This window comes from Microbispora sp. NPDC046933, assembly GCF_040644635.1.
In the GTDB taxonomy this organism is placed as follows: domain Bacteria; phylum Actinomycetota; class Actinomycetes; order Streptosporangiales; family Streptosporangiaceae; genus Microbispora.
On the sequence record NZ_JBEYWW010000010.1, the window covers coordinates 250,861 to 274,112 of the forward strand.

Below are 23,252 nucleotides of genomic sequence, written 5' to 3' on the forward strand. Positions count from 1 at the left end.
CTACGCTGTCGGCCACGGCCATCACGCGATCTTCAGATGTCTTCACAAACTCCGAATGATCACGTGGTGGCCGTTCTCATGCCACCTCAACCGGCGAAGATCGCGAAGTGTCACTGGAGTACTAGGACGTCCTACTCATCGGAGCGGACGAACCGGCCCTTGCCCTGCCGGGACACGATCAACCCATCGCGCTCCAGCTCCGCGAACGCCTGCCGTACCGTGTTGCGCGACGCCTCGTACAGCCAGCGAAGTTCCGCTTCGCTGGCTAGCAGGTCTCCGGGGCCGAGGTCGCCCCGCTCGATTCGCCGCCGCAGCTCACAGGCGATGAGCTGGTAACGGTACGAGGCATCGACGGGCGCGTCAGCGCCTTGCACCAGCCGCCCCTTGGAGGGGACGGTCACGATCAACCCCTCCGACTCCAGCGTCCGTAACGCTCGGCGTACGGTATTGCGGGCAACGCGGAACTCCGCCGTCAGAGCGGTCTCCGAGGGCAGCGCCCGCCCTACCGGATAGACGCCCGTCATGATCCGTTCGCGCAGCCGCTCAGCCAGCTTGCCGGAGACTCTTTGCCCCGTCAGCCATGCCTTGCGCCGTTCAGGAGCGGTGCGCATCGAGAATCTTCGTCAGGTCGATACCGAGCTCTCCCTGTTCGCCCTCGCGCCAGCCCTCACGCGCTGATTCGGTCGGCCGCCGGCAGCAGGCGCAGGCACGAGACCCGCTCGTCGTGCTGGTCGCCCCAGTAGAACCACAAGAACGCCAGGTGGACGTAGACCCGGCGGGGCCGTAGCCGGCTGTCGGTCACGTCCAGTGCTGGCCGGTTCTTCTCATCCACGATCAGGACCGCCGTGATCCCGCGCTGTGCCAGCTCATCCCGCAGCTCCGTCAAGAGCTGTTCCTGATACTCGCGCTGCCGCTTCTGGATCGGCCGCAGTTGTTCCATGCCTGACACGCTCCTTTCGGCTCGGGGTGGGCGCGTTCATCGCGCCCACGCCGAACGAGCTTCCGCCGAGGCGGGGGAACCTGCACACCGCAACTAAGGGACGTCTAGGGACGTCTCGTGTTAGCGTCCCAGGCAGAGCCGCCGCCCCAGGAGGTACACCCCCGTGAGCGACACCCTGCGCCACGCCCTTGCCCGGGCCAGACTCGGAACCGTCGACGTCGCCGCCGCCCTCGAAGTGGACCCCAAGACGGTCGACCGCTGGCTCAAAGGCCGCATCCCCTACCCCCGCCACCGCTGGGCACTGGCCGACATGCTGCAACTGGACGAGAGTGACCTGTGGCCCGACGTCGCCCAACCGCGGCGAACCATCTCCCACGAAGTGAAGGCCGTCTATCCCCACCGCTGGGCCGTACCGCAGAACATCTGGCGGCGGCTCTTCCAGGGCGCAAGTCGCGAGATCGACATCCTGACCTACAGCAGCCTGTTCCTCGCCGAGGACACCGGCATGATCCGCCTGCTCGCCAGCAGAGCCGAGGTAGGCGTGAAGATCCGCATCCTTCTCGGCGACCCGGACAGTCCCGAGGTAGCCGCCCGAGGAGCCGAAGAAGGCATCGGAGCCGACGTCATGGCAGCCCGAGTACGCAACGCCCTCATGCTGTACCGGCCGCTCCGAAAGGTCGAGGGGGTGGAGATCCGCCGCCACCGCACGACGCTCTACAACTCCATCTACCGGGCCGACAGCGAGCTTCTCGTGAACGTCCACGCCTACGGCACACCGGCAGCTCAAGCCCCCGTGCTGTACCTCACGGCCACCAAGGACGAAGACAGCACAGCCGTCTACCTCACCAGCCTCGAACGTATCTGGGCCATCGCAGAACCACTCTACTGACCATCCGTATCGCTGTTTCCTACCTCGGCTGATGCTTGACGCTGCGGCCTCGGTTGATGGTTGACATGATCAATCAGAAAGTGGGGCCGGGAGTGCGACTCGCGGCAGATTAGTGCGCGACAAACTGGAGCTGGCGACCTGTCAGGATCGAGCCCATGTGGTGACGACGAGCAATGCTCAGAACCTGTGGATCGGCTCGGGGGCGTACCCTCCCGAGTGATCGATTCGAAGGTCACTGAGTAGGCCGAGGTTGGCGCGTCGGCTGGGAGGGCACGCCCATGCTTACCGTAGTCAATGCCGGCGGCGCGGCGTCGAGCGGATCGTTGATCGATGAGATCGTTCGGGAGGGAGCGCGGCGGATGCTGGCCGCTGCGCTGGAGGCCGAGGTTAACTCCTACTTGGCGGAACTGGCCGACGCTCGCGACGCCGACGGCCGCCGTCTGGTGGTGCGCAACGGGTTCCACGCCGAGCGGACGATAGCAACTTCAGCTGGGCCTGTGCAGGTCAAGGCGCCGCGGGTGAACGACAAGCGGGTAGATGCCGAGACCGGCGAGCGTAAGCGCTTTTCTTCAGCGATCCTGCCACCGTGGGCCCGCAAGACCCCGAAGATCTCCGAGGTGCTTCCGCTGCTCTATCTGCACGGCCTGTCCACCGGCGACTTCGTTCCGGCCCTGGAGCAGTTCCTCGGGTCGTCGGCTGGGCTGTCGTCGGCGACGGTGTCGAGGCTGACGTCTCAGTGGACCGAGGAACATCAGGCGTTCCAAAAGCGTGACTTGTCGGCGACCGACTTCGTCTACATCTGGGCCGACGGTGTGCATCTGAAGGTCAGGCTGGACCAGGCCAAGGCGTGCGTGCTGGTCCTGGTGGGCGTCCGAGCCGACGGCAGCAAAGAGCTGATAGCCCTGGACGAGGGCTATCGGGAGTCGGCGGAATCGTGGGCGAACCTGCTGCGCGACTGCGCACGGCGCGGAATGCGCGCCCCGCATCTCGCGGTCGGCGACGGGGCCTTGGGCTTCTGGAAGGCGCTGCGCGAGGTGTTCCCCGAGGCCAAGGAACAGCGCTGCTGGGTGCACAAAACTGCGAATGTGTTGGACTGCCTGCCGAAGTCGGCTCAACCGGCGGCCAAGGCCGCGATCGCAGACATCTACAACGCCGAGGACAAAGACCAGGCCACCAAGGCCATCAGGACATTCGAGCGGCAGTACGGGGCGAAGTTCCCCAAGGCCGTCAAGAAGATCGTCGACGACGCGGACGTGCTGCTGGCGTTCTACGACTACCCGGCCGAACATTGGATCCACCTGCGTACCACGAACCCGATCGAGTCGACATTTTCCACTGTTCGGCTGCGCACCAAGGTCACCCGCGGTGCCGGTTCCCGCGCGGCGGCCCTGGCGATGACATTCAAGCTCATTGAGTCCGCCCAACAACGCTGGCGCTCGGTCAACGCGCCCCACCTGGTCGCTCTGGTGCGTGCCGGAGCCCGCTTCGAACGCGGCATACTCACCGAGCGTGACGAGGTCACCGCAGCATGACCGGACATGCCGAACGCCCGTTGCTCTTCCTCGATGTCGACGGGCCGCTTCTCCCGTTCGGCGAGGACCCGCAACGCGCACCGGGGGTTACTGCACCGGACTCGCGCTTGGCGCGGCTCACCGCCGAGGTGGGGCGTCGGCTGGCAGCGCTACCCTGCGAACTCGTCTGGGCGACAACTTGGGAAGACGAGGCGAACGTCGAGATAGCACCCCGGATCGGGCTACCGCGGCTGCCCGTTGTGAGCTGGCCGGACCCATCCGACGGGCATGAACGCGAGGACCAATGGTTCGGGCTCTGCTGGAAGACTCGGACCCTGGTGAACTGGGCGGGTGGGCGCCCGTTCGCCTGGGTCGACGACGAGATCACCGACGCCGACAGGGAGTGGGTCTCCGCGCACCATGGCGGCCAGGCTCTCCTCCACCACGTGGAGTCATACCGGGGACTCGCCGATGACGACTTCGCAGCCCTCGATCAATGGCTTCGAGCCCTGTGAATCACCCGCAATCCACAGGATTTGACAATTACTCGGTGACGACAGATACGACAGCCGTGTCATCGTTGTGGCAACACCCGTGTGATCGGAACGCCCATGATGACCGACTACAACGTCAGCGACCACTGGTCCAATGACGATCCCGATTGGCTGAAGTCCCTGGTCTCCTCGCTCGACCGCCGTCACGGCCTTAGCAGTATTCTGCCGCTCACGGTCATCGTCGAGGAGATCGCCGAGTGGGTCGAGCTTGCCAGCGGTACCGACGCGTGGAAGAAGCTCGCTAACCGCTCCTCTCTCCTATCAGACCTCGACGAGTCTGTAGGCGCGGTTGGCGCAACCCTCAGCAATCGCATCGCAGGGAAGCTGGCCGCATTTCGAGCAGCCCTATTGCAGCTCTCCACGAGCCCCTCGGCGGTGCTCGCCCAGCCACCTGGCACTCGTACTGACGCGGCCTGGACAAACCTGCTCTCCACCGCGCGCGAGCTTCTCGAAGAGCTCGGCTCGGACGATGCGGCACGCGCCAGCTGGGACGATCTGGTCGCGACCGCGCAGGATCGGACCCTGGCGCGGCGAGAGTATCGCCCTATCGCTGAGCTTCTGTTCGAGCAGCTGCAGCGGCGGGGTCTCAGCGCGGAGAGGGCCTTCCGCGATCTCGTGTCGATCGTGGCTTTCGGCCGCGACCCTAACGAAATCCCCATCCGCGAGAAGGACGTGCCCCTCGATCAGCGGCTGACGAACGCGCGCACCTTCGTCGGCACACCCGCCCAGGTCGAACCGATCGTCGTCTGGTTAGGCTACCAAGGACGCGTTCATCTTCATCTCTCTGCCGGGCGTGTGTCCTTCCTCAACGCGCACTGGGCCGTTCCGAACGCTGAGCCTGGCGGGCAGGACTTCGCCCACAAGGCGGAGCTCTGGGAGCTGGTCCGGGACGGCCTTATATTCAAGGTTGCGAAGATGGTCAACGAGGAATCCGACGTCGACATCCTTGTGCGCGTCGACCTCGGCAACACGACGGCTGCTGGTGCGGTCTCGCGCGCCGTCGACATCGTCGACACCATCATGAATGTGTCGATCCACAACGCTGGCGGCATCCGTCCGCGGCTAGCTCAGCACGCCGTCATTCGCTCGGGAAAGCCCGGCTCAGCCGGCTTCTTGGCCGTTTGGCGTGAGACCGGTTTTCCCGACGACTACTACGGAGCTAGGATCACCGCTGAGGCGGTCGAACAGCATGGACCGCGGATCGCCGAGGCACTTGCCCGAGCAGAACTCCCCAGGTTCCTGGCTGCGGCCATCGAAGTGCAGACGACAGCCGATCACCCTTTCAGCCGCGATATGGCGCTGCGGAAGCCGTCGGAAGCCGACATCAGCAGTGTGATCCCGCTCTCGGACCGAGTGGTGCAGCACATCGCTGCACACGCGGCCATGGACCCGAACGCTCTCTTTGCACTGCTCGGAGAGCGCTGGCCGCATGCCCGATGGCTCACGGATCTTCGGCGCGCAGCGGGGATGTGCCTGCTCGGCGGTGGTCGGCACGATGAGCTGCTCACCGAGCTCACGCGTGAATGGTTGTCCAGCCGACCGAAGCAGCCATGGATCCTGCTTCTTGCCGATCGAGCCGATGACTTCCTGTCGCTGTGCCGCCTTGAACATGAGCGCGCCTGGATCGCGCGAATGTTCACGAGCGTTGGCGATCACACCACCTACAGCACCCTCATCCATGAGTACACGGCCGAGGGCGAAGTGCTCGAAGCGCGCCGGCGCCGCGTTCGCAACGCATTGGTCCACGGAAACCCCGCTAGCTTCGCGGTGGTGCAGTCCGTCCGCGAGTATGCCGACTTCCTCGGCGGCAGCGCCCTTAACCTTGGTCTCGAGTCTTTCGTCGAAGGCACACCACCCGCCGCAGCTCTGGCGATTAGAACGGACGAGTTCGTCGCAATGCAGCGTGGCCAGGATGCCGTGAGCTTCTGGCGTGCTCGTATCGCTGCACAGAATCATTCAGGGGCGGCGTATGGCACCGAGCCGTGATCATTACCCCCTCGGCGGTTTCGCGTCATCCTAACTCCCCGTGATCGCAGAATTTTCGATACGCAGGAGCGCGCTCTCCTCGACAGAAGAGGAGGCGTCGCCAGCCTCGCCGTGATCATGTGAAGCATCAGGTGTGGCCGAAGCGTCAAGCATCAACCGAGGCCCGACACCATCCGTCTCTCTGTGTCGAACTTCAGGTGATGCTTGACGGATTGGTCTCGGCTGATGCTTTACACCGGGCCTAGATTCCGTAGTCGATGTTGCCGCTTGCTCGTAGCCGTTTCACCTCCTTGACGACCACGCGGGGATGGGCCGACAGCTCCTGGCCCTGGTAGAGGATCCGGAACTGGGTCTCTTCAAGTACGATGGTGACGACCTTGCCGCGGTGGATGCTGCCGATCTGCAGCTTGCAGCCGGCGACTTTCACCGAGCCGGTGTGGGAGACCACCCGCTCGACCTGCACCGCGTCCGGCGGTGCGGCGGGAGCCAGCCCGGCCAGACGAGCGCCTCGCAGGCGTCGGCGCTGGGGCCCGGTGATCGGGCTGGGCAGTGTTTTGACCAGCGTGCCGTCGATGATGACCTGCATCAGCGACGCATCGATGCGCAGGGTGGCGCGTTTGCCGGCCAGTGGCAGGCCGACGCCGATCAGCTTGCCCGCGACGTTGACGCATCCAGAACCGGTGACCTGCCGATCGATCTCCACGACGGCATCGGCGGGCAACGGTCCCGGCGGCAGGGCGGTGGCCGGTGATGGCCGGCCGAAGCGTCCGCCCTGGCCGATCAGCTGAGCCAGATCGCCCTCGGTGAGGAGCACCGGATGGGTCTTGAGCAGCTCCTGTCCGGAGAAGACGTGCATGGTGGTGGCCGAGACCCAGACTGTCACCTGCTGCCCGGCCCGCTGGCGGCCCAGCCAGATCTGCCGCCCGCAGGCGGTCATGTTCCCGCTGGCCGGCACGAGGCGGTCGAATTCCACCGCGGCCGGGGCACCACCCCCAGGGGCCACGGTGGCGGGGAGACCACCGGCAGCAGGCATCGGCTCCGAGTCCACCTGCCGGGCCTTGAGTGGGTGGCCGATCGGCGCAGACGAGGCAGGCACCGCGGCGAGGTCGGCGGGCAACCGCAGCGGCACATCCGCGTCGGTCGCAGCAGCCGACGCCGATCCGCCTGCGAAGCGGCTGGCCGGGGTGGCCATGTCCAGAGCCTGGTGCGGGCGGACGGTGTTATAGCTGCTCACCCAGGCATCCAGCGCGTCCTGCGCGGCCTGGAGGCTGGCGAAGGCGCCGTGGACGGACAGGAACTCCGTCCGCACGGTCTTGTGCCAGCGCTCGATCTTCCCGGTCGTCGTCGGGGAACGGGGCTTGGTGTTGCGGACAGTGATGCCGTTCTCCCGGCAGATCCGCTCGAACAACACCTCAGTCGGGCGCGGCTTGGTGAACCGGCCGGTGAACTGCTTGCCATTGTCCGTCAAGACCTCCTCCGGCACACCGAAGGTGCGCATCGCCTCGGCGAAGGCCCGGCAGACCGCCCGCCCGGACGCGCGGACCACCAGGTGCGCGATGACGATGAACCGGGAATGGTCGTCGATCCCGCTGATGAGCTTCAGCTCCCGCCCGTCGGACAAGAACACCCCGCCCATGACGTCCAACTGCCACAACTCCATCGGGGCGTCCCGCTCCCAGCGGACATACGACGAGCGGGGACGGCGCCGCTGCCCGGGCGTGATGAGCATGTTGCGGACCAGGATCCGATACAACGTGGCCAGCGACGGCACCGGGCCGGCACCTCGTTGATCCAGCTCATAGGCCAGACGCTGCGGCCCCCAGCGCGGATGCTGGCGGCGCAACTCGCATACCAGCGCCTCCACCACATCCGACGTCTGATGCGGGCAGGTGTCCGGCCGGTGCGTGCGATCAGCCAACGCGGCTAACCCGCCGTCGCGATACCGCCGCACCCACGCGTGCACCGACTGCCGCGACACCCCATACCGCTCGGCGACCTCGGTCACCGGAGATCCTGCCTCTACTTCCAGCACAGCGCGATACCGCTGCTCCAAGACGCTCAGCTCCACCAGCGCCAACCCGGCCCCCCATGTGATCGCCGTCGATCACATAAAAGCCAGGTCAGCCGACGTGGTGTAAAGCATCAACCGAAGTCGCCGTGTCAACCATCAGCCGAGGTAGGACACCATCCGTCTCTCTGCCGGAAGCAACTTTTCTTCTCGCTATTAAAGCGGCCCGCCTACGGCGGCCCGCGTCGCTCGCTGGTCGGCCAGCCGGCCGGGCTGCGGCTCTTCGGCCGGTCCCGGCCGGCGCCGCCCGCGCGCTCGCAGCCGCATGGCGAACGCCAGATGATCGAAGACCACCGCGGCCAGGACGACCAGGGCGATGTGATCCAACTGCCGACCTCACTCGGAGGGAAGAGCCGCAAGGGGCTCCGCCCCCTGCACCCCCGGCCCTCCTCGGAGATGAGCTGGGGACGGCGCAGGTAGGGGGGTCATCTCCTCGCCGGTCATCCCGAAGGGATGCCAGACCGGGCGCCCAAGGTCAAGCCGTCGAGTTCGGGCAGGACAACCAGCGGGCGCGGAAGGTCACCGGGAACGATGTACACGCGAACGACGCCTTGACCCCAGGCGTCCGGCCCGGCATGGCTACGCCTGCCCGACGAGGAGATGAGCCGCCCAGGGCTTCGTCCGGAAGGCGAATCCAGGCCAGAATTCGATCCCCGGTCCGCAGTGCTCCAACCATCGTTTCCCCCGAGGGCGGTATCAGCGCGGCGAAGCTTTTTCGCTATAGACCATGATGACTCGGATGTCTTGGGCTGTCAGCAGCGGGGACTGCAAGAGGTAACCGAGGGTGACGATTGTGTGACGATGCTCCCAAATGTCGGTGCCCTGTCCCAGACTGTCTTCTAGCCAGACGAGACCCAAGGGAGGTGGCATCGAGCGTGGAGAGGATGACACATAGCGGTTCAGCGGACATCCTCGAATATCTGCACAAGCATCTCGACCACCACTTCCGACTGCTTCACGAACGTCGCAAGCTGCTGCAGGTGGCGGCTCCTGTCTTCGCGCTGGAGCATGATCTCGGCAGCTCTGACTTCGAGTTGCTCCTGGCTGGTGTGCGCGGGGCTATCACGCAGGGACTTCCTGCTCATTGCCACGTCTGGTGGTTACCCTTCGTGGTTCATGCCGCAGAGATTGGTTACGACTATGCTGGCGGCGAGTATTGGCCACTTTTCGCCCAGAAGACACCCGGCTGGGAGAGCAGCCCGGGCTGGAACGTCTCCAGCAACCGGGACCGCATCAAGCGCTGGTTCAAAAAGTTTTCAGTCGACTACGGCGGGGCCGAGCCGAAGGGGAGCTTCGCCGAGAACTTCAACATCATTGCCTGGCCGATCACGCACGCCGTTATGCCGGCATATCTACAGCGGCAGTTGGCCAAGCTTCTGTTCGAGTCGCGTGCAGTCCTGACAACGGAGTTGCTAACTGATCCACGCGCGTTGGGTGCATGCCTGGCATCGCGTACAGCCGGATACAGCGAGCGCTTCCGGATCTTTTGTGCAAACCAGAGCCTCCTCGGCCAGGTCGCTGCGGCGCTGCTCTCGGGTGACGACGAGGAGTCCCCTTATCTGGTGCGATCGACACTCGATCGTCTGGTCGGCGACCTGTCCGAAGAGCGACAGTCACGTACTTGGCTGACCCGGGCTAAGCACTCAGCCGACTTGGCACGCTCCAGCGGATTCCGTCCGAACAACTCGGGCCCTAAGGCCACTAAGGGGGCTAAGCATCTCCCGGCCCTCACTGACCCAAGATTTCTGCTACGGAGCGAGGACGGGGGCTGGCGCCCGTACATTGAGTTGCCCGATCTCACGCCGCTGCAGGTTCGCCAGAAGCAGGTTGATCAGGAACTCCGGAGCCTGCGTCCGCGTGTAGAAGGCTACCGCGGCCGCCCCCTTCCTCGCGGGAAGCTGGTGTATCCGGATGAAGTGCCCCTGTCCGCGTGGCCTCGGCCCGAAGTACCGCTGATCCAACTGGAGCACGGTTCCTCGGCCGTGAACAGACTGATCGCCGAAAATTGCTCCATCAGCCAGGGCCCGTGGTGGCTATTCCGGAAGCAAGCAGGTGGGCCGGCCCTCGAGGTAAAGGGCAAGTTCTTGCGGCCCGGTCAGGAGTATTGCCTGGTCGGCCGAGCCGAGAGTGTCCTTCCCGCGCTGCCATGGGCTTCTGAAGCGACGGTCCTGGCTGATGGAGTGCGCGCCTTCGATTTGAAGATGCCACAAATAATTGACGAAAGAGACATAGTCCAGCTTGCGGCGGCAGGGCTCTCGATAGTGTCGGATGTCTCCATTCGACCGGTCGGGCTCGTTCCCGGCTCCTGGGACGGGGAGGGGGCTGTCGAGTGGCTAGCAGGGGAGCCGGTGATGCTGGCGGTGCGGGCTACTAGGGCCGTGGATAAGTTGGCGGTGACCATCGACCACAGCGCGCCCATTGTGATCGAGTGGCCTGCCGGTAAGCCGGAGCTGATCTTCGCGCTTGAAAACCTTGCTGTAGGTACGCACCAGGTTGACGTTTCGCTGCTGATACCAGATACAGGCGCCTCCCTTGTAAGTGGTTTGCTCGTGGTGACGATCCGTGACCCGCAAATGTCCCTCGAAGAATCATCGAAGGGGGCAGGAATCCGGCTGTTTGCGACCCCAGCTCGTCCGAAACTGACCGAACTCTGGGACGGTCTGTCCAGACTCTCAATCGCTGGACCTCAAGGTCTGACGGCGGAACTGATGATTGTGCTGCGTGGCGATGTCGGAGAAGAACTGGCGCAGCATCGTCAGGTCGTCTCCCTTCCCTTTAGCGACGGAGCTTGGAAAAAGTTCGCCGATCAGCAACTGCGCAAGGGGAAGTTGCTCGGCTCCTACGACGAGGCCGAGTCTTGCGAAGTATCGGTGTCAAGGGAGGGAGTGGGCTTCGCATCACTGATCTGCGAACGGGGCTTCGATCCGCTCCGCTGGATACTCATGAAGCGGCGCGACGGCAGACACGAGGCGCGCCTAATTGATCGTACAGACAGGGACGGCACCCAGGTTCACCTATTTCGGGTGGCGGCACCTCTAACGGGGGAGGAGCGCGTTTCCCGTGGTCCGATTGCCATTCCAGAGAGTGGCGGTATGCTGCAAGCGACGTCCGGAAACTCGACCGCGGCCATCGTTCTTCCACCCGACCCCAACCAACTGCGTCAAAGACCGAATGACCGTCCCGTCGTCCAGTGCGCAAACTTGTCGCTGTCCGAGGTAGAGCGACTGATTCAAGGTCATCGTCGATGGCTAGAAGCCAACCTGCCGGCCGATCCCTTCGCCTGCCATCAGCAAGAGCAGGCTCTCAGCGCGATCACATCCGCCCTTGTGTCCCTTATCGCCGGGAACAGGTGGGCTCGCCTCGAGCGCAAACGCGTCCCCGGTGGTGATCGCAAAGCGCCGGACGTGTTGGACGAGATGCAAAAACTCGTGGGTGAGGCTCCAGCGCAGCGTGCTGTGGCCCAGCAGATTGCTGGGCATCTATGGCAGTGGTTAGACTCGCCTGCCGCGATGAGAGAGGGATTCTCCAATGCGATAGCCCCCATCGCGGCAGCCAACGGGATCGATAACCTGCATACCGCAGCAGATTTCTTGCTGCGTCTTGCGAGCAGGCCAGGGACTCTTGCGCGTTGGGACAAAACCGAACGAGACGAGCTCTTGAACTGTGTGCTCCGCTCTCCCGTCCTCATTCGCGCGGCTCGATTCGCGGTGCTTGGGGCGGAGGATCTACGAGACACGTCGGACGAGTCGAATGCCGGTGACCACCGATGAGCATAACCCCGCTCAGTGGCAGAGAGGCCGCCGAACGCGCAGTCCATGCCTTGGGGCTGGGTGAAACGACAACAGACCTGTTTTCGACAGAGGCGATCTGCGCCTCCCTTCGCCGTGCGGCTTCGTTCTTATGTCCAGCGGCGCCTCGTCAACTTGTGGAAGCCGTGCTTGAGGCCGTCACTACGCTCGACGAGTCGTCCATGGTCAGCCGTGACTTGGTAGCGGAGCAGTTGGATCTCTTGGTGTCGATTGGTGACCTGGTTGAACTTCCTCACCAGGGGAAACGTGGAGGACGACAGCTCTACCTGGGGCCACCCTCATACGTCGAGAAGGCGCCCGGGCAGTACCTTCTGCTTGGCGTACGCCCTAACGGCGCGTCGCTTGTTGACGAGTCGGTGGGTGCAAAGATGCACTACGAGAGCCACGCGCGCTTACTCGAAATCGACATGGAGGTGGCGGCTGCCCGACTGCGTGCAGTTGGCCTGCATGAGATCCACCGCTCCCACTGGCTCAAGCATCCCCGCCTGGAGAGCGCGCCCGCTGTTGTTGACGTGATGCATCAGCGGTTGGACCGGGCAGCGGAGTCTGGTCATATCGCTGGCTTAAAAATTATCGACCCGGAGACGTCTGTTCGCTATTACCGCGCCCGCTGGCGGCTACCTGCAGAGGGCGACTCTGGGGATTTCGTCGCGCGTCGACCGCAGGCCTACGGTGCCGACCTATGGTGCCTGGTACGTGTCAAAAACGGCGTGCCTAGCGCGCTTGTCGATCTGCCGGTCGATGACCCTGCTGCCCCCGGATGCGACGAGGCATGGCGACTGCAGGCGGCCATTGATGCCGTCGCTGGTCGGCCGCAGTTGCTGCGCCTCAGGTCCGATGCAGAAGGGGACGGGAGCCGCGTTCTGGACCTGTTCGGGCCCGTGCCGGGTTGGGCACAGCGCTACCTCGAACTCGCGGGGGCCCCTGTCTCACGGGCGAGAGGAGCCTTGATTTCCTATCGGGTACCAATGTCGGCAATCGTCGAGTTGTTGGCGTTCTTCGCTGACATGCTGTGGATGCGTATCAGGCAAGAGGGAGAGGCAGCGTGAGAGCGGAAGCGCCTACGATCGCGGAGACGGTCATCAAGATCCAGGCTGCCCTTCGGGACTACATCGAGGCCACCTATCACGTGGGCCATCCCACCTTGATCGAGCAGCGTCGTGCGCTGCTCGAGCAGGAGGGGGTGCTGTTTCGCGCGCCTTTCATCGAGAGCACTCCCCGCTACCAGACGAACCGGCGTTTTGCCGATCTAGAGATCGACGCTGCCGTCCAGACGCTCTTCGACAGCCTGACGACATGTGTAGGCAGGCTGAGCCCGCTGCTGTATGACCCGCCCTACACCCACCAAGCCGAGGCGCTTGAGTGGACTGGCCGTGATGGCCTCAGCCTTGTGGTCACCACTGGCACTGGCTCAGGAAAGACGGAGTCGTTCCTCCTGCCGATGCTGGCAAAGCTTGCGACAGAGGCTGCGCACAAGCCCAAGTCATTTGCGGCCCCGGCCGTCCGGTCCTTGATTCTCTATCCGATGAACGCGCTGGTGAACGACCAATTGGGTCGTCTTCGACTCCTGCTGGGTGATCCACGTGTCACCGCCCAGTTCAGCGCATGGGCCGGTCGGCCAGCCCGCTTCGCCCGCTACACCAGCCGAACGTTGTACCCGGGCGTGCGCAAGGTCGAAAAGGACCAGGAGCGGCTGCGCTCGATTGAGGACTTCTACATCCTACTGATTGACGAGGCGGCCAACCCTTCGTCGCCGCATCACGACGATGCGGCAGCTCTCATAGCTAAGCTGCGGTCCCGTGGAAAGTGGCCGGCTAAGGCGGATCTGAAGGCCTGGTATGGCGAGAAAGGTTCCCGCTGGAAGAACAAGGTTGGCGAGTTTGTCCGAGCTGTCCTTAAGCCCGATGACCCTGAACTGCTGACGCGTCACGAGGTGCTGGAGGCACCTCCAGACGTCCTGATCACAAACTACTCGATGCTCGAATACATGCTGATGCGCCCCCTCGAGCGGCCGGTGTTCGATGCAACGCGGACCTGGCTGGAAACCAACCCCGACGAGAAGTTCCTCTTGATCGTCGATGAGGCGCATCTTTACCGGGGTGCGGCCGGCGCGGAGGTCGCACTCCTGCTGCGCCGCCTTCGCGCACGACTTGGGATTAGCCCAGACCGGCTGCAGGTCATCTGCACAAGTGCGAGTTTCGCCAGTGCTGAATATGCGCGTAAGTTCGCCGCGCAGTTGAGCGGCAAGTCCGAGGCCGACTTCAAGGCCGTGGAGGGTCGCCCCGCGCTACGGGAACTGGCCGACACGGGCAGCCGCGAGGACGCACAGGCTCTCGCTTCGGTACCGATGCACTCCTTCTACGACGGTGAGGGTGACGAGGCTCGCATCGCTGCCGTTCAAAAGCTTTTGGACTACCGCCAGGTGACCGTCATGGAGGGCGCTACGGTCGGCGAACTCCTGCACGACGCGCTAAGGGCCTTCGGCCCAATGAACCTGCTGGTTAACGAGACGATGAAGCAAGCACAGCCAGTCAACGAGTTGGGTGCGCTCATCTTCCCAACGGTAGAGACGGAGCTTGCCGATAGGGCCATTTCTACACTCGTGGCGCTGGGCAGCGCAGCGCGCCAGTCGACAGATGACGCAGGTCTGCTTCCATGTCGCGTGCATGCGTTCTTTCGCGGTCTGCCGGGCCTCTGGGCGTGCCTCGACCCCCACTGTTCAGAAGTCGACCGGCAGGCGCACCCGCTGCCGGGGCCGGTTGGAAAGCTCTACGCACAACCGCAGGCAACCTGTAGCTGTGGCGCCAGGGTTTTCGAGTTGTACACATGCCGACACTGTGGCTCTGCCTACGCGCGGGCCTATACGGATAATGTCCTCGAGCCATCAGATCTGTGGCACGAGCCGGGGGGAGCGTTCCAGTCCGCGTCGGGCTTCATCCCGGAACTCGAGCCCCTCGACCTACTGCTCGAGGAGCCGTTGGCGGTTAATGTCGAGCCTGCCGACCTCGATCTGGTCACCGGCCGGCTCAACCCGGAAGAACTAGGCCCTCGCACCCGCAGCCTCTTCATTCCTCGGCTTCGGGGAGGACAGTCCGTCAAGGGTGACGACGACGATGAGGAGGAAGAGGCCGAGGCGAACGGTGAATTCAAACCCTGCGGTGTCTGCGGGCAACTCGCTGGCTTTGGCCGGTCATCAGTGCAGGATCACCAGACGAAGGGTGACCAGCCGTTCCAAGCCCTGGTGACACGTCAGATCGAGGTCCAGCCACCAGGCGCACAGCCCTACACTGATTTCGCGCCGTTGCGTGGTCGGAAGGTGCTGGTTTTCTCCGACTCCAGGCAGGTCGCCGCACGGCTGGCCCCCAATCTGCAGAGTTACTCGATGCGGGACGTTATTCGGCCCCTGATCCTGCGCGGGTGGCGGGACCTGGAGAAGCAACCGCTACTTAGGCCCTCCCTCAGTTTGGAGCGGTTGTACCTGGCCGTCATGGTCGGAGCGCGGCTGCTCTCCGTGAGACTTCGCCCGGAACTGCGCCCGACAGAAACGCTCCATGCCTTGGAAGAGGTCGCGCAGGCGATCGACAAGGGCGCGCTCGACGGCAACGTGGCTGAGCTGGTGCCGCTCCTGACTACAGCCCCGCCGCCGCAGTCGCTGCTGCGGGCAATGTACACAACGCTGACAGATAAGTACTACGGGTTGTCGTCCCTGGGCCTCGCCTCCCTCCGCGAACGGGACAATCTGACCAGCGTGCTGCTGCGAGAGTTGCCGGACATCGAAGGTATCGCAACCAGCGCCGAGGCCAAACTCGCTCTCGTGCGATTGTGGCTGGCACAGTGGAGCACTCCCAGCCGTGGAATCTGGTTCCCGACGATGACTGACGGGGACTGGTGGAAGACGAAAGGCGGTGTCAAACCGCATACGGGTAAGTTTCAATCGATTGAGCGTTGGCTTAGTTCGAGCCCGGCTAAAAAGATGTTCAGGAATAGCTGGCTTCCGACGTTACTGAGAACGTTTTGCGAACCAGTCGCTAGTAAATTCCGGCTCTTAGCCGCGAATATTGCCCTCGAAATCGAGGGTCCGTGGGGCTATTGCATGCGATGCCGCTTTACGCAGCGACCGTTTCCTGGCACAACCCACTGCGTCAATTGCGGTGCCGAACGGGTCCGCACGCTCAATCCCGACACCGACGCGGTCTTCCAAGCCCGCAAGGGCTACTACCGGGCCAGTGCGGTTCGGGCTCTAAGCGATTCGCCTGAGCCGCCGATGAGCATTATCGCTGCCGAGCACACGGCGCAGCTCAATGCTGCCCAGTCCGGTGCCGTGTTCTCTAAGGCAGAAGAGCATGAATTGCTGTTCCAGGATGTCGACCTCGCCTTGCCTCGCACGGGAGAGCAGACACGCGCCGCCATTGACGTTCTGTCCTGCACGACAACAATGGAAGTAGGCATCGACATCGGCAGCCTGGCCGGCGTCGCTCTTCGCAACATGCCACCATCCCGCGCCAACTATCAGCAGCGTGCAGGTCGGGCGGGTCGTCGGGGCAATGCAGTCGCGACCGTGCTGGCCTTTGGAAGCGCTGACACGCACGATGACCACTACTTCCGTCAGCCGGAGCTCATGATCCGAGGGAAAGTGGAAGACCCAGTGCTGACGATGGACAATGAGGAGATCGCTCGGCGCCACGTCATCGCGTACCTGCTGCAGCGCTATCACCAGGATCGGCTGCCGGCGATCGACCCGGACAAACAGCCGCAGCTTTTCGAGGTCCTCGGAACTGTCCAGGCATTCGTGAGGACGACCTCACCGCTGAACCGGACGGACCTGGAAGAGTGGCTGAAAGCCAGGGAGAGTGTGCTCCGTAAGGAGGTTGCGTCGTGGCTCCCCGATGAACTAAGCCAGGCCGATCGCGAATCCGTTCTTGAAGGCGTCGTCACGAGGACACTCCAAGAGATCGACAAGGCCCTTGACCTAGATCTCAATGGTGACCTCCCGGCTACCTCCGAGGTTGATGCTCCTCCTGAGCCCAATGAGGTGGAAGCAGAGGGTCCGGCCGAGGACGGCGCCGAGGAGCCGAGTGTCCGGCGCAGTCAAAAGAACCTGCTCGACCGACTGCTGTACAAGGGTGTACTGCCGCGCTACGCGTTTCCCACGGATGTCGTTGCTTTCCACGTCTTCGATCTCGATCGATCGACGCCATACAAGCCCGAATTCCGCTATGCGCCGAGTCAGGGCCTCCCCGTGGCGCTCAGCCAGTACGCGCCAGGCAAAGTGGTGTGGATCGACAACAAGGAGTGGACCTCAGGGGCAATCTACGCGCAGGTCCAGAAGGAGCGCTTTCAAGCCTGGCGGGACAAACTGCTCTACTTCGAGTGCCAGATCTGCCACTACGCCAAGCACTTCCCCTACGACCAGGCCGAACGCGGGGAGGAGCGCGACTGTCCGGCTTGCGCCGCTGAGGGCAGGTTCGGCAAGGCTAAGAACTGGATGCGCCCGTCAGGATTTGCGCACCCAGCCAATAAGGACCCAGGCACAAGCCCCGACGACGCGCCCGCGGTCAGTTACGCCACGCGTGCGAAGCTCATGGCGCCTGGGCCGACCGAGGAGAGTGCCTGGCAGCGTGTCACCGATCGCCTGGAGCAGACGTACCGCCGCGAGACCCTGCTCGTTACCAATACCGGCCCGCGCAGCGAGGGATACACCTACTGCATTCGCTGCGGGCTGATCGAACCGACCGCCACTGCGTCGAGCGTGGTGATCGGAACGCACAAGAAGCCGTACCCCGACGAGAAGGAGCCGGATTGCCCCGGCTCGGCCTCGACACGGGGCCTGGTGCTAGGCACCGACTTCATCTCCGACGTGCTCCTGGTTCGTCTGAAGGTGGCGGCGCCTATCACGCTCAGGCCGGCGTTTCTCTCAACGCATATCGCGCTGCGCTCAATAGCTGAGGCACTCACGATTGCCGCGACCCGGAAGCTGGACATCGAGGCGACCGAATTGCAAGCAGAGTACCGACCTGCGCTAACTCCGCTGGGCGGCGACGGTCTCGAGGCCGAAATTTACGTGTACGACACGCTCGCTGGCGGCGCCGGGTTCACCCGCCGGGTCAACGACTATGGAATGGAGATTTTCGAGCGGACGCTGGAACGCCTCGAGGACTGCCCGGCCAACTGCGATGAGTCCTGCTACCGCTGTCTGCGCAGTTTCCGCAACCGATTCGAGCACAACCTGCTCGACCGGCACGTTGGCGCCAGTCTCCTGCGCTACCTGATCCACGGGACCTTACCAGCCTTGGACGAGAAGCGGCTTGAGCGGTCGGCGAACAGGCTCTTCGAGGACCTCAAGGGCCGAAGGATCAATGGCACCTTGTTCGAGCGAAGCGCCACGGTTGAAATCGAAGGGATCGGGTCGGTCATCGCGCCCATTCTCGCGACGCGTGGCAGCCAGCAGTGGATTTTCGGCGTGCATGGTCCCTTGACCCCTGACGTGGCACCGACCGATCAATTACGCGATGCCAATGAGTACGGCAGCGTCCCGGTGAGGCTGATCGACGACATGGTGATCTCTCGCAATCTGCCGTTCGCTAGCCAACTAGTTCAACAGGCGCTGACGTGAGCAAGAACACGTTCACCACCGGCATCAAGGCGTCCGAGGCGGTCTTGCCAACAAGACCCGCATATTGGAGCTACTCCTCATTGCAGGAGATGGAAGCTTGTCCGCGACGGTGGATGTTGTCGCGGGCGGAGTATCCAGAGCTTTGGGGGCAGCGCGGCTACCCCCGACTTCCTGCCGCCGCGGCGCTCTTCGGAGATGTCGTACATGCGGCGCTCGAGACCATCGTCAAGAAGCTGGTGGCAGCTCAATGCACGTCGCTTCGGACCGCTGAGGCAGTCCAGGTCCTCCGCAGCCTCGGCGGCATCACAGCTGTTGTGGAGACGGCGATGCGCGATCGGCTGGCCTTGCTGGAGGGAAATCCTCGCCTGGACGGTGATCGAATGAAGCGCCTCAGTGTCGAACTCCGGGACCGCGTGCCTCACGCACGCGCCCAAGTGCAGGCATATTTGAGCCGGACCGTCCTTCCTGCGACTCCGCGCGCCACCGGCCCTCAGGCTGATCCCCGCACGTCGGCGGGACCGGGTCGAAGGCCTGCGGGACTGGGTGCGCATCCTGAGATCCCGTTGGTTGCGGAGACGCTACGGCTAATGGGCCGCGTCGATTTGCTCACAGTTACCCAGGACCGTGTGGGCATCACCGATTACAAGACCGGCGTCGAGGATCCGAGTCACCTCGACCAACTTCGGCTTTACGCGCTGTTGTGGGACCTCGACCGGATCGCTAACCCCGAGCGGAGGCCCGCGACCGAGTTGACCGCTGCCTATCCAAGTCGCGAGATCAGGGTAACTGCGCCGGGAGATACCCAACTGCGGGATCTGGAGGAAACCGTGAGGCGGCGGATCGCCGCTGCAGAGGCCGAGTTGGTCGCGTCCGTGCCGAGGGCCCTTCCAAGCAAGCAGAAGTGTGCACTCTGCCAGGTACGGCAACTCTGCAACGCCTACTGGGAGCAGACGCCGGAAGCCGAGCCGCTTTCTCTTGGAACCTGGTTCGACTACCAGGGTGTTGTCGGCCCCCAGAACGGTGCGCATAGTTGGTGGCTTCTCAGCGAACGCACCGGCCAGAGGACGCTATTGCTGCGGGCAGCGGCGACCATGCGCGTACTCCCGCCTGGTCGTCGCATTCGCCTGCTGAATCTGCGACTCGACGACGATCCCGAGGTGAGGGCACCCGTGGCGACGCTAACCGCAGCATCCGAGGTGTTCGTCCTGACCAACAGCGAGGGTTAGTGGGTGTTCGGCGCGAGCTCGATTGTTAGGTCACGATAGGAAGCATTTCGAGCATTTCGTCTCCGGCGGGCAGCGGCACGCGGGCGCCGTGCCGCACCGGGCGGACCAACCGGTGGGAACGCATGGACTCAAGAACGTCCTGGCGCATCGCCCTCTGCCGGCACCAGCGCTGGAGCCACCACTCGGCGACCTTGGCGTCCGCTTCGGGTAGTTCGGGATTCAGCAGGTACTTCGGTTCCGGAGCGATGCCGAGAGAGTAGTCCCGCAGGTTTTCGACCAGTGGAACGCCGTAGAGGATGCGTTCGCGTCCGTGCCTGAGTAGTTCGTCGGCTGGCCATCCGAGTGCAGCGAGCCCTAGCCGCACCTTGCGCAGCCGAGGACTGACACCCTCGCCGAACAGGCCGTTGACCCGAACGACCGACCCGCTCAGCGCCGAAAGTCGGACGAGCGCGTCGACGGTCTCTTCGGAGAAGTGAGAGGTTCCGAACGAGCGTGATCGTCCGAGTTCATGAAAGCCCATACGAGTGGTGCTTTTGCCCCCCATGACCTCGGCGGGCCAGAACAGCCGGTTGTACTGGCTTGAACCGGTGCCGTAGAGCGACGTGGTTCCGACGAAGGAGAGGCGAGTCTCCCGCAGGATTGGACGACCGGCCATTGCCGACGCGATCTCACTTGGGCGCGCGTACTTCTCACGGTAAGCGGCCAGTACCCGGGGCGAGACGGCCAGCGCCCCCACCAGCTTCCCCGCCGCAAGCGCGTTGTAGGGCGCCACCGCGCCGCAGACGGTGAGGTCGGCAATGACGGTGCCGACTCGCTCTCCTCGTGCGCGACGCACCACTCGACGCATCTGCACACGAGCCTTAGGATCCGAAAAGGCCTTGGTGAGTGCTTCGGCCGTAGGCGGGGAGAGATATGCGCCGAGCAAGATACCGATCTCCAGGGCCTCAGCAAGCGCCGACGAACGCTTGCTTCGAAACAGGTCTGTCATAGCGCGATCCGCCCACGCATCGTGCTTGAGGTTGCGGACCTCGCGGATCGTGCTGGTCTGGTGGTGCCTCTGACGGTGTCGCTCAGCGTCCGCCCGCAGCCGGGCAAGCACCTCCGAGGTGGGCGTCGTTAGGTCGGTCGGTTGGAGAATGCCTTCCCGAAGAAGATCGTCGACATATATCTCGCTCTGCTGAGCATTGATCCGCTGCGCTAACCAACAGGCGATATCGTCGGTGGGCTTAGCACGCACCTGCTCGAGGAATTGATCGGTCTCCCAGCCTATCCATTGGTCGCGCTCAGCGATCTGGACGACCGGGCTGGAGATCGCCGCAAGTCCGATCACGGCGTGAAACTCGGTGGCTGCGTCCCGGATTAGGATCGGCATCGACCGGCCGGGCACGGTCGCATAGGCATTGGACCACGTGTGGCGAAAGTATCGCCAGATGTCGTGGAGCTTGAAACCGGTCAGTTCGCAGATCGAGGAGTCGACAATTTGAACGTAGGGCTTGATGACCTCCGCGGATGCACCGGCGCGCTGAAGCGCTTCCACCAACTCTCGGCCGTCGCGCATCAGATTAAAGACGGAAACTAACTGGTCGCCATGCTGATGCGTGCGTTCCATGCTCTCGACAAATTTCCGAACGCTGCCCTTCCTAAGCTGCTCATCGCGACGGAGGAGCTCCTGGCGTCGGATCCGGGCCTTCTCGGCCGCGCGGTTACTGTGTACCGAGGGAGGAGCGAAGAATGCCTTGTACCTGCTGATGCTAACTGTCCAGCCTTGAAGCACCAGATCGATAGCGACATGAGCTGCTGCTGCGAGCAGAGGTTGGTCGTACAGATTCTTGATTTTGGCGCTTTTAATCCAGTGGTCGTGGTCTTGCGCGGCTCCCTCCGGAGCGTTCGCAAGTAGGGCGCAGAGCCGGGCAAAGCCTTGCCGTTCCTGACGAGAGGCGCCGGCCGGAAGGTTGAGAGGCAGCAGTATGGCGTCTTGATTCATGACTTCTGGAGCATCCGTCCATAGGTCTTGCTCCACAGTTGCAGGAGAGCGGCACAGTTATGGCCGTCGCGATCCAGGAGCGTTGTGGTTCGGGCTAGGGACAGGAGGAAAAGCTCGAGTGCAATGCGCAGTTCTCTGGCTGCCTCGTCACTAAGCGTCTGGAGGGGGCGATACAACGCTGCAAAGGCGGGGTGGTCCACGTTCAGCGTTACGTCGAGCGTGCGCCGATTCAGGGCCGAGATGAACATCGTCTCTACCGGAAGTTGCTTGGATTCGATTCGATAGCTCAGGGCACCCGAGCCTTTTCCAGCCGTACGGATGATGGGCAAGTCAACATCCGCGGCCTCCGCTATCCGACAGGACGTTTCTGTCGCCGCTTGAAACTTGACCTCCTCGAATGCGTGGCGCACGCGCGAGTTCAACAGCCGGGCAATGGACTCCAATTCCGGACCGAGGGCCTCCTGGAGCACCTCAGAAGGTCGGATGCCCTGCTTGTTGATGGTAATGCCGAAATGCTCATCGAGAGTCGGATCGAACTCAATCTCGCAGCGCCACCAGTCGTCATAGTTCTCTTTTCGCTTCGCGCCCATCAGGTGCCAACCGGTTGCGATCTCTCGGCCGGCACGGAGGATGGAGACACCTGCCCCGCCTACGATGCCGAAGCGTCGCTTGGTCATGTTATCCAGATGATGCCACTTCTGAACCGGCAGCATCGCAAACCGAACTGTGACGAAGGCCGTCTCACCCGAGGACGCTGCGAGTTCGTAGCGGAGCGGCTCGAAGGCGAGGCGTGCGCTGTGCCCCTCAACCTCCGCTGAAAGCAGCAGGGGATCAATCGGATCGACCTGCCTGCCATTGATGGTCAGGGCGAGGTCACCGTTGCTCAGGAAGCGCCGGTACATGCGTCCGAGATCGCGGCGCAGGGCGCGTTCGAGCCACGCGAGACGCCGGTACTCTATGCGGTCGCAGTTTCGCCAGACCACCAGGCAGCCTGACCCTGTGGTGTTGCCAGATTGTGGCCGCGCACGAAGATCAACCGAGGTGCCGACGGCTATGGCGTCGACGTCTAAGAAGACCTGGTTTGCCGTCTGTCCGTCCTGCCAGGAGGTTACCTCGACACGCCGAGCCTGACTGAGGGATGCAGCAGGCAGGCCCATGCCAAACCGACCGAACGACTGCCGCTCGTCAAAGCGTGACGAGCCACCAAATCGGAGGCATGCCTCCAGTTGGGGGCGCGACATGCCTTCCCCGTTGTCCTCTACACGAATCTCCGGAAGGCTGCCTGTGGTGGGACGCTTGATAGTGACCTCGACCTGCGTTGCGGATGCCTGGAGCGAGTTGTCTATGAGTTCAGCGAGGGCGGTCGAGAGGCTGACGTAGCCCGACTCTCGGATTGCGCGTACGAAGTTGGAGGAGACCACAAGGTCGTCCCTGCGGTGCGTCTGTCGGCCCATCGCTTCTCCCATGACTTGCTCAAGTTCCTGGGTCGAGAGTAGCTGCACAGAGGGCCACCTGGGAAGTAGATCGTTTGGCAACAGGGTGATCCGGACCTGGATACACAGGTGACTGTGATCCGCTGTCAATCCCCTGAAAGCGTGGAGACGGTCCTATGCCACAGCGGCCCTCAGCAGGGCCGTTGACGATTGCCTCTTCTCGATCATCTGACGCTCGA

Annotated in this window: 14 protein-coding genes; 8 read left to right on the forward strand and 6 right to left on the reverse strand. The window is 63.5% G+C overall.

Annotated elements, in window-relative coordinates:
- Positions 1 to 131: 131 nt before the first annotated feature.
- Together ABZ857_RS16375 and ABZ857_RS16380 are read right to left on the reverse strand one after the other, a co-directional pair.
- Positions 132 to 611 (reverse strand): GntR family transcriptional regulator, encoded by a 480-nt coding sequence (locus ABZ857_RS16375; RefSeq protein WP_357043579.1) that lies wholly within the window; start codon positions 609 to 611, stop codon positions 132 to 134.
- A 56-nt stretch (positions 612 to 667) separates the two neighbouring features.
- Positions 668 to 940, reverse strand: coding sequence for a hypothetical protein (locus tag ABZ857_RS16380; RefSeq protein WP_357043581.1), 273 nt, complete (start codon positions 938 to 940; stop codon positions 668 to 670).
- A 163-nt stretch (positions 941 to 1,103) separates the two neighbouring features.
- On the opposite strand from ABZ857_RS16380, the gene ABZ857_RS16385 reads away from it, so the two are divergent.
- The 4 genes from ABZ857_RS16385 to ABZ857_RS16400 all read left to right on the forward strand — a co-directional run bounded on the left by ABZ857_RS16385 (position 1,104) and on the right by ABZ857_RS16400 (position 5,880).
- Positions 1,104 to 1,829 (forward strand): XRE family transcriptional regulator, encoded by a 726-nt coding sequence (locus ABZ857_RS16385; protein WP_357043583.1) that lies wholly within the window; start codon positions 1,104 to 1,106, stop codon positions 1,827 to 1,829.
- A gap of 278 nt (positions 1,830 to 2,107) precedes the next feature.
- A complete protein-coding gene (locus tag ABZ857_RS16390) occupies positions 2,108 to 3,361 on the forward strand; it encodes an IS256 family transposase (protein WP_357043585.1) in 1,254 nt (417 codons plus the stop codon).
- The gene (locus ABZ857_RS16395; RefSeq protein ID WP_357043586.1) at positions 3,358 to 3,855 is read left to right on the forward strand and encodes an HAD domain-containing protein; all 498 of its coding nucleotides are present in this window, start codon (positions 3,358 to 3,360) and stop codon (positions 3,853 to 3,855) included. Before ABZ857_RS16390 ends, ABZ857_RS16395 begins: the two co-directional genes overlap by 4 nt.
- 96 nt (positions 3,856 to 3,951) lie before the next feature.
- Positions 3,952 to 5,880 (forward strand): hypothetical protein, encoded by a 1,929-nt coding sequence (locus ABZ857_RS16400; RefSeq protein WP_357043588.1) that lies wholly within the window; start codon positions 3,952 to 3,954, stop codon positions 5,878 to 5,880.
- Between the two features lie 241 nt (positions 5,881 to 6,121).
- Here ABZ857_RS16400 and ABZ857_RS16405 read toward each other — a convergent pair whose 3' ends face one another.
- Positions 6,122 to 7,942 carry an IS481 family transposase gene (locus ABZ857_RS16405; RefSeq protein WP_357043617.1) on the reverse strand — a complete coding sequence of 607 codons (1,821 nt, stop codon included), beginning with the start codon at positions 7,940 to 7,942 and terminating at the stop codon, positions 6,122 to 6,124.
- 162 nt (positions 7,943 to 8,104) lie between these two features.
- Positions 8,105 to 8,275 carry a hypothetical protein gene (locus tag ABZ857_RS16410; RefSeq protein WP_357043590.1) on the reverse strand — a complete coding sequence of 57 codons (171 nt, stop codon included), beginning with the start codon at positions 8,273 to 8,275 and terminating at the stop codon, positions 8,105 to 8,107.
- Positions 8,276 to 8,823: 548 nt separating this feature from the next.
- Between ABZ857_RS16410 and ABZ857_RS16415 the strand changes: the two genes are divergently transcribed.
- The 4 genes from ABZ857_RS16415 to ABZ857_RS16430 all read left to right on the forward strand — a co-directional run bounded on the left by ABZ857_RS16415 (position 8,824) and on the right by ABZ857_RS16430 (position 19,596).
- Positions 8,824 to 11,718, forward strand: coding sequence for a hypothetical protein (locus ABZ857_RS16415; protein WP_357043592.1), 2,895 nt, complete (start codon positions 8,824 to 8,826; stop codon positions 11,716 to 11,718).
- Positions 11,719 to 11,873: 155 nt separating this feature from the next.
- Positions 11,874 to 12,806: a hypothetical protein gene (locus ABZ857_RS16420; RefSeq protein ID WP_357043594.1), complete on the forward strand. Its 933-nt coding sequence runs from the start codon at positions 11,874 to 11,876 to the stop codon at positions 12,804 to 12,806.
- Positions 12,803 to 18,370 carry a DEAD/DEAH box helicase gene (locus ABZ857_RS16425; protein WP_357043596.1) on the forward strand — a complete coding sequence of 1,856 codons (5,568 nt, stop codon included), beginning with the start codon at positions 12,803 to 12,805 and terminating at the stop codon, positions 18,368 to 18,370. Before ABZ857_RS16420 ends, ABZ857_RS16425 begins: the two co-directional genes overlap by 4 nt.
- Positions 18,367 to 19,596 (forward strand): PD-(D/E)XK nuclease family protein, encoded by a 1,230-nt coding sequence (locus tag ABZ857_RS16430; protein ID WP_357043598.1) that lies wholly within the window; start codon positions 18,367 to 18,369, stop codon positions 19,594 to 19,596. The genes ABZ857_RS16425 and ABZ857_RS16430 overlap by 4 nt, the downstream gene beginning before the upstream one ends.
- Positions 19,597 to 19,621: 25 nt before the next feature.
- On the opposite strand, the gene ABZ857_RS16435 is transcribed toward ABZ857_RS16430, so the two are convergent.
- Both ABZ857_RS16435 and ABZ857_RS16440 read right to left on the reverse strand, forming a co-directional pair.
- Complete coding sequence (locus ABZ857_RS16435) at positions 19,622 to 21,580, reverse strand: Druantia anti-phage system protein DruA (RefSeq protein ID WP_357043600.1); 1,959 nt, start codon at positions 21,578 to 21,580, stop codon at positions 19,622 to 19,624.
- The gene (locus ABZ857_RS16440) at positions 21,577 to 23,082 is read right to left on the reverse strand and encodes an ATP-binding protein (protein ID WP_357043602.1); all 1,506 of its coding nucleotides are present in this window, start codon (positions 23,080 to 23,082) and stop codon (positions 21,577 to 21,579) included. Before ABZ857_RS16440 ends, ABZ857_RS16435 begins: the two co-directional genes overlap by 4 nt.
- Positions 23,083 to 23,252: the final 170 nt, after the last annotated feature.